5 protein-coding genes are annotated in these 7,183 nt (G+C 73.7%); 3 read left to right on the top strand and 2 right to left on the bottom strand.

All coding sequences use genetic code 11. The annotated features are described in order from the left end of the window. The 3 genes from E1300_RS45980 to E1300_RS45970 form a co-directional block, all read left to right on the top strand. A partial coding sequence (locus E1300_RS45980; RefSeq protein WP_131763571.1) for a dihydrolipoamide acetyltransferase family protein occupies window positions 1–899 on the top strand: 899 nt, incomplete at its 5' end. A gap of 90 nt (window positions 900–989) precedes the next feature. After that, window positions 990–1,640: a nicotinamide riboside transporter PnuC gene (pnuC, locus tag E1300_RS45975; RefSeq protein WP_131763570.1), complete on the top strand. Its 651-nt coding sequence runs from the start codon at window positions 990–992 to the stop codon at window positions 1,638–1,640. Beyond that, on the top strand, window positions 1,637–2,746 hold the full coding sequence (locus E1300_RS45970) for an AAA family ATPase (RefSeq protein ID WP_131763569.1): 1,110 nt from the start codon (window positions 1,637–1,639) through the stop codon (window positions 2,744–2,746). The genes pnuC and E1300_RS45970 overlap by 4 nt, the downstream gene beginning before the upstream one ends. 1 nt (window position 2,747) lies before the next feature. On the opposite strand, the gene E1300_RS45965 is transcribed toward E1300_RS45970, so the two are convergent. Continuing rightward, a complete protein-coding gene (locus tag E1300_RS45965; RefSeq protein ID WP_131763568.1) occupies window positions 2,748–6,593 on the bottom strand; it encodes a glycoside hydrolase family 2 TIM barrel-domain containing protein in 3,846 nt (1,281 codons plus the stop codon). A 226-nt stretch (window positions 6,594–6,819) separates the two neighbouring features. After that, the coding region (locus E1300_RS45960) for an ROK family protein (RefSeq protein WP_131763567.1) at window positions 6,820–7,183 on the bottom strand (364 nt) is incomplete at its 5' end.

The following is a 7,183-nucleotide window of genomic DNA, read 5'->3' as shown; positions in this document are numbered from 1 at the left end:
CGCCGTCGTCGCCGCTGGCCCGGCGGCTCGCCCGCGACCACGGCATCGACCTCGCCACGCTGACGGGCTCGGGTCCCGGCGGGCGGATCGTCCGCGCCGACATCGAGGCCGCGATCCGCGACGGCGTGCCGGCCGCGCCAGCCGAGGCCTCAGCGCAACCTGCAACCCCGGCCCCGGCTCCGGCGCAGGCTCCGGCCGCGCGGCGGACGGACGACCCGGACGTCGAGGCCGTCCCGCTGAACCGCTTCCGCAAGGTCGCGGCGCGCAGGCTCACCGAGAGCAAGCGGGACGCGCCGCACTTCTACCTGAACCGGGAGGTGGACGCCGGGGCGCTGCTCGCCTTCCGCGCCACCGTGAACGAGGCGCTGGCCCCCGCCAAGGTCAGCGTGAACGACCTGGTCGTGAAGGCGGTCGCGACGGCGCTGCGCGAGCACCCGGCCGTGAACGTCTCCTACACCGAGGAGGCGCTGCTCTTCCACAAGCGCGTGCACGTCGGGGTGGCGGTGGCGGTCGAGGACGGCCTGGTCGTCCCGGTCGTCCGCGACGCCGACCGCAAGAGCGTGTCGGAGATCGGGCGGGAGACGCGCGAGCTCGCCGGACGGGCGCGCGAGGGCAAGCTGTCCGCGCAGGAGATGAGCGGCGGCACGTTCAGCGTGAGCAACCTCGGCATGTTCGGAGTGGGCTCGTTCTCGGCGGTGATCAACCCGCCGGAGGCCGCGATCCTCGCCGTGGGCGCCGTCCGCGACGAGCCCGTGGTGCGGGACGGGCAGGTGGTGCCGGGCAGGCGCATGGCGGTGACCCTGTCGGTCGACCACCGCGCCTGCGACGGCGCGACCGCCGCGCGGTTCCTGGCGCGGCTCGCCGAGCTGCTGGAGAACCCGCTGCTCATCGTCGCCTGAGCGCCGTTCCGGCGGCGGCCTCGTTCGGGGGCGGCCGCCGCCGGCCGCGCGCTCTTGTCGTCGCACTGACGATATGTGATCATAACCGGCATGTCGGTGAACGTCCCGCTGGGTCCGCTGCTCGATCCCGCGTTCCATCTGGGCTCGGTCCCCACCACGTGGGCCGAGCTGCTCGGCTTCGCGACGGGCGCGGTGAACGTGTGGCTCGTCGTCCGGCAGAACATCCTGAACTGGCCGATCGGGATCGCGAACGTGATCCTGCTCGGCCTGGTGTTCCTGGACGGCGGGCTCTACGCCGACGCCGGGCTCCAGGTCGTCTACGTCGTGCTCCAGGTCTACGGCTGGTGGGTGTGGCTGTACGGCGGGGACGGCCGCGACCGGCTGCCCGTCCGGACGACGTCGCGCGGCGAGTGGGCCGCGCTCCTCGCCGCCGGCGCCGCGGGCACGGCCCTGCTGACCTGGGCGCTGTCGTCCTGGACGGACTCGACGGTCCCGTTCTGGGACGCGCTGACCACCGCGCTGTCGCTCATGGCGACCTACGGCCAGTCCCGCAAGCTGCTGGAGTCGTGGTGGCTGTGGATCACCGCGGACCTCGTCTACATCCCGCTCTACTGGTACAAGGACCTGAAGCTGACGAGCGCGCTCTACCTGATCTTCCTGGCCCTGTGCGTGCTGGGCCTGCTCGCCTGGCGCCGCGACCTGCGCGCGCGCCGCGCGGGCGCCGCGCCGGTGGCCGCATGACGTACGCGCACGGGCTCGTGATCGGCAAGTTCTACCCGCCGCACGCGGGCCACCACCACCTGATCGACACCGCCGCCGCGGCGTGCGCGCGGGTGAGCGTGGTCGTCGCCGCGTCCAGCGTGGAGAGCGTTCCGCTCGCGCTGCGGACGTCGTGGCTGCGCGAGGTCCACCGGCAGCCGCACGTGGAGATCGTTCCGGTGGTGGACGACGCGGAGATCGACTACGGGTCGGACGAGGCCTGGTCGGCGCACGTCGCGGCGTTCCGCGCCGGGCTGGCGCTGCGGTCGGGCCTCGGCGTGACGGTCCCGCCGGTGGACGCGGTGTTCAGCTCCGAGGCGTACGGGCCCGAGCTGGCCGCCCGGTTCTCCGCCGCGCACGTGCCGGTGGACCCGCCGCGCGAGCGGTTCCCGGTGAGCGGCACCGCCGTCCGGGACGACCCGGTCGCCGCGTGGGAGTGGCTCGCGCCGCCCGTCCGGGCGTACCTGGCCCGCCGGGTCGTGGTCGTCGGCGCCGAGTCGACCGGGACGACGACGCTCGCCCGCGCGCTCGCCGCGCACTACGCCGGGCGCGGCGGGGCGTTCGCCGCGACCCGCTGGGTGCCCGAGTACGGCCGCACCTACACCGAGGAGAAGCTCGCCGCGGCCCGCCGCGCCGCGGGCGACGCCTCCCTGTGGCTGGACGACCTGGTCTGGGAGTCCGCCGAGTTCACGCGGATCGCCGAGCGGCACGCCGCGCTGGAGGACGGCGCCGCGCGGTCGGGGTCGCCGCTGCTGGTCTGCGACACCGACGCCTTCGCGACCGCGATCTGGCACGAGCGCTACCTCGGCGGCCCGGCGCCGGACGTCGAGGCCGTCCACCGGCGGACCCCGCACCACCTGTGGATCCTGACGTCGCCGGACGGCGTCCCGTTCGAGCAGGACGGCTGGCGCGACGGCGAGTCGATCCGCGCGTGGATGTCGGACCGCTTCCGGGAGGAGCTGGAAGTGCAGGGCCTCCCCCACATCGTGGTGACCGGCCCGCACGAGGAGCGCCTGGCCGCCGCCGTGGACGCGACGGAGGCGCTCCTCGCCAAGGGCTGGTCCTTCTCGGCGCCTCTCCGCCCGTGAGTCACTTCAGGGGCGTGGTCGCGGCGGCCTCCTTCGCGGTCAGCGGACGGATCAGCGTCGTGTAGGTGTAGGTCGCGTCCGGGCGGACCTGGTACTCGGGCCGGACGGGATTGGGCGTGTCCCCCACTCCGGTGACGGCGTGGTCGATGTGCAGGGTGTTCCATCCGGGGTTACGGACGCGGGCGAACGGATAGAGGGCGCGGTCCAGGTCGTCGTAGGGCGTGACGCCGGCCTCCACGTCCCCGGCGACGAGCAGGCCCGCGCGGCCGTCGGTGAGCACGGCCCAGCGGACGTCGTCGTGGTTGCCGTGATCCTGGGGCCGGTAGTAGGGGACGTACTGCCCGTCCACCGTGGACGACCAGACGCCCATCCGGGTGCCGTCCTTGCGGTCGACGTAGTTCTCCACCGGGCCCCGGCCGTACCAGCCGAACGTCTTGAAGCGGTCGGGGGCCTTGAGGGTGTAGCCGACGCGGGCCAGGTAGGGCAGCGTCCGCACCTCACCCTGCGGGACGACCTGATGGGTTAGCTCGACCTGCCCGGCCGCGTCGATGACGTAGGTGGCGGTCTGGTCGAACCAGGCGCCGGGCCGGTCGGGGGCCGCCGCCTTCGAGGCGACCGCGACCGTGACCTTCGGGCCGGGGGTGACGGTGACCGTCCCGGGCGTCGTGACCAGGCGGTCGAGCCCGGCGCGCCGCCAGTCCTCGCCCTCGGCGCGGCCCCAGGTGTAGGTCTCGTTGCTGATCGGCGGGCGCCACACGTCCAGCTCGGGGCCGGTGCGCAGCAGCTCGCGACCCCGAGCGCGCATCGAGGCCAGCGTGCCCGTCGCCTTGTCGAAGACGTACTTGAAACCCGTGCCGGTGACGATCACCTGCTGCGCGGTATCGGTGGTCCTCACCTCGCCGGTCGCCGGTTTCCGCACGCCGGGGACGGTCGCCCCGCCGGCCGGGAACTGGCCGAAGCCGACGACGTGCCCCGCCGGGGCGTACCAGGTGCGGCCCTTGAGGACGGCCTCGACCGTCAGCCACCGCTCGGCGTTCGCCGGGTTGGGCGGCGGCGCCGGGATCCTCGGCTGCGCGCTCTCCCCCGGCTCCAGCCTCAGGGCGGACGCGCCGGACGCGAGCGTCCGGCGGCCCTCGGTGTACCTCCAGCGCAGCTTCAGGTCGGCGGTCCCGGCGAACGTCCGCTCGCTGGACACCGAGACGGCGCCGCCGGAACCGGACGGGCCGCCGGCCTGGACGACCCGGATCGGGGACTGCGCCCAGGCGAGCTGGGCCGTCTCCGGCTGGGCGTAGCGGTCGGACCCGACGAGGCCGTCCACACCGGACAGGCTCTGGCCGTTGGACAGGAACGTGCCGTCGGTGCTGAGGCGGTCGAAGTCGAGGGCGAGGATCGCGTCCTTCGCCGGGTCGGCGCCCCCGCCCAGCTCCGCGGGCGTCAGCGCGCGCCCGTAGATCCGGACGTCGTCGATCGAGCCGTGCGCCATCCGGCCCTTGTAGTTGTCCTGCATCGTGTCGGAGTTGCGGGCGACGTTGACGTCCGACGACGACCGGTCGATGGTCCCGGTGAACGGCAGGGACGCGGCCTCGCGCCCGTCCACGTAGAGCCGCACGGCGGTGCCGTCGTAGGTGCCCGTCACCCGGTGCCAGGCGTCGTACCAGTTCGCGGGGACGGGCGCGCGGACCGTCCGCCAGGTGCCGCTGTAGACGAAGAACTCCAGCGTGTTCTCGTCCGACATCTTCAGCGTGTACGAGCGGTCGCCCTTGCCGACGATGGTGAAGTCGCCCGTCCAGGGACGGGCGGGCTTCACCCAGGCGTCGAGCGTGACGGCCCGGCCCGTGAGGTCGAAGCGACGGTCGCGGTACACCTCGACGAAATCGTCCAGGCCGGAGAAGTAGAGGGCCTTGCCGCGGTGGCCGTCCACGGTCTCCGGCAGCCCCTGGAGCCAGCTCTTGATCCCGTTGCCGGAGCCGTCCGGGGTGGTGATGAGCGGCTGCCGCTGGTTGGCCTCCGCCCAGTCCCAGATGAAGCCGCCCTGCGTCTGCGGATGCCGCCTGATCACCTCCCAGAAGTCCCGGAAGTTGCCGAGGCTGTTGCCCATCGCGTGGGCGTACTCGCCGAGGATGATCGGCTTCGTCGTCGCGGCGGCCTGCGCCTCCAGCCCGGCCGGGGTCGGGTAGCGCGGCCCCCACACCTTCGCGTAGGGGGCGTCGCCGTTCGGGCTGTTGGACTGGTGGTAGAGCGGCCGGGACGGATCGGTCGCGGTCGCCCACTCGGCCATCCGGTAGTGCGCGGCGCCGAGCCCGGCCTCGTTGCCGGTGTCCCACATCAGCACGCTCGGGTGGTTGCGGTCGCGCGCCATCATCGCCTGGAACCGTTCGAGGAACGCCTTCTGCCACTCGGGACGGTCCGCGAGGCAGTCCGCCGGGGCGGGCCGCGCGCAGTTCTCCCAGTTGTGGGTCTCGATGTCGACCTCGTCGTCGATCCACAGGCCGCGCCGGTCGGCCAGGTCGTACAGGTAGGGATCGGACGGGTAGTGCGCCGTGCGGACCGCGTTGACGTTGAGCCGCTTCATCAGCGCGACGTCGGCCTCGATCCGGCCCCGGGTCTGGTGCCGTCCGGTCTCGGGGTCGGTCTCGGGCCGGTTCACCCCCTTGATCAGGATGCGCCGGCCGTTGACGAGGACCTGCCGGTCCCTGATCTCGATCTTCCGGAAGCCGAACGTCTCGGCGGTCGTGTGGACGGTGCGCCCGCCCGCGTCGGTCAACCGGAGCAGCAGCGTGTAGAGGTTCGGCGTCTCGTCCGTCCACTTCGCCGGGTTCCGCACCGGCGCGGACAGGTGCAGCGCCGTGGTGCCGCCGCCGACCGCCGCCGTGCCGGAGAAACGCTGGACGGTGCGCCCGCGCGGATCGACCAGGGCCGCCTGGACGGTGTGGTCGCCCTGCGGGCCGTCCTTGGAGGCCAGCGTCAGGTCGACGCCGAGCGTCGCGTCCTTGTACGAGGCGTCCAGATCGGTCTTGACGGCCACGTCGCGGACGTAGGTCTTCGGGGTGGAGTACGCCCAGACGGACCGGAAGATCCCGCTGAACCGCCACTGGTCGTAGTCCTCCATGTAGGACCCGGAACTCCACCGGTGCACCTGGACCGCGACCGTGTTGGCGCCCGGATGGACGGCATCGGTGAGGTCGAACTCGGCCGGGGTGTAACCGCCCTGGTCATAGCCCACGTAGCGCCCGTTCACCCAGACGAGGTAGGCGCTGGTGACGCCCTCGAAGCGGAGGAACGTCCGGCGGCCGTCCCAGTCCTCCGGCACGGTCAGCGTCTTGACGTACGCGCCCGTGGGGTTGATGTCGCGGGGCGTCTTCGGCGGGTCGTCCGGGACGACCTCGGTGGGGATGTTGCGGAACACCGGGTGGTCGAGCCGGTCGCTCTGCCAGGTGTGCGGGACCGTGACCCCGCGCCAGCCGGACGTGTCGTACCCCGCCTGGTAGAAACCGGCGGGGATCTCGGCGGGACGGTCGGCGATCGCGAACCGCCACCGCCCGTCCAGGGACCGCGTGTAGCGGGCGGCCTTCCCGCCGCGCGCCTCGCGCTCGTCCGCGTACGGGCGGAGCACCGCGTGCGGCGGCTCCTGCCCCTCGCCCGTCATCTGGGGGTCGTCGAGGTAGGCGTACACGTCGGACGGCGCGGCGAGCGCGGCGGCACCGGGGGCGGGACCGCCGAAGGGACGGGCGGCGAGGCCGCGCGGCGACAGCGCGATCACGCAGGTCAGGGCCAGCGGGACGACCAGGAACCGGTGCACGTTTCGATCTTGGCGGGTGCGGTGGCGGGACCGGGGGAACGGGAGCATCGGCGCGGCGCCTCCTCGCGCGGCGGGCGGCCCCCGAGAACAGCCGGAATTGGCTACGTTCGGGACGCTATGTCCCTTATGCGGCGGGGTCAACGCACCGCGTCAGGTGTGGCGCTTCATGCCAGCCGGGACGCGCGGGCTTGGCACACCTCACCCGTTTCGCCAGCACGCGACCCGCCGCTCAGGCGGGCGGGCGAACGCGACCCCCGGGATCCGCGAGCCGGGCTCAGGCGGGTGGGGGGTCGAGGCTGAAGAGGTCGTCGTCGATCCGGTCCAGGGCGAGGCGGAGCGCGCCGAGGCCGACCGACTCGTCCCCGAGCTCGGACGCCTCGATGCGGACGGGGCTGAGGCACAGCGGCCGCACCCGCCGCCGCAGCTCGGCGACCAGCGGCTCGCCCGCCCGGATCAGCGGGCCGCCCACGACGATCATCTCGGGGTCGAGGGCGAGCGCCATCGCGGCGATGCCGCGCGCCATCCGCTCCGCGAGCCGCTCCACGACGGCCCGCGCCTCCGCGCCGTCCCAGCCGGCGGCGTCGAGGAGGGGGCCGGCGCCGTCCATGGCGGGGCCCGCGCCGGACAGCGCCGCGATG

Source organism: Actinomadura fibrosa (assembly GCF_900659615.1).
GTDB classification, from domain to species: Bacteria; Actinomycetota; Actinomycetes; order Streptosporangiales; family Streptosporangiaceae; genus Spirillospora; species Spirillospora fibrosa.
Note: the sequence above shows the minus strand (reverse complement) of the source record. Positions and strands in the feature narration are given on the sequence as shown.

Bases quoted from the DNA above. Each gene is read 5' to 3' on its own strand.
- pnuC (WP_131763570.1), top strand. From the start codon at position 990: ATGTCGGTGAACGTCCCGCTGGGTCCGCTGCTCGATCCCGCGTTCCAT.
- E1300_RS45970 (WP_131763569.1), top strand. From the start codon at position 1,637: ATGACGTACGCGCACGGGCTCGTGATCGGCAAGTTCTACCCGCCGCAC.
- E1300_RS45965 (WP_131763568.1), bottom strand. From the start codon at position 6,593: ATGCTCCCGTTCCCCCGGTCCCGCCACCGCACCCGCCAAGATCGAAAC.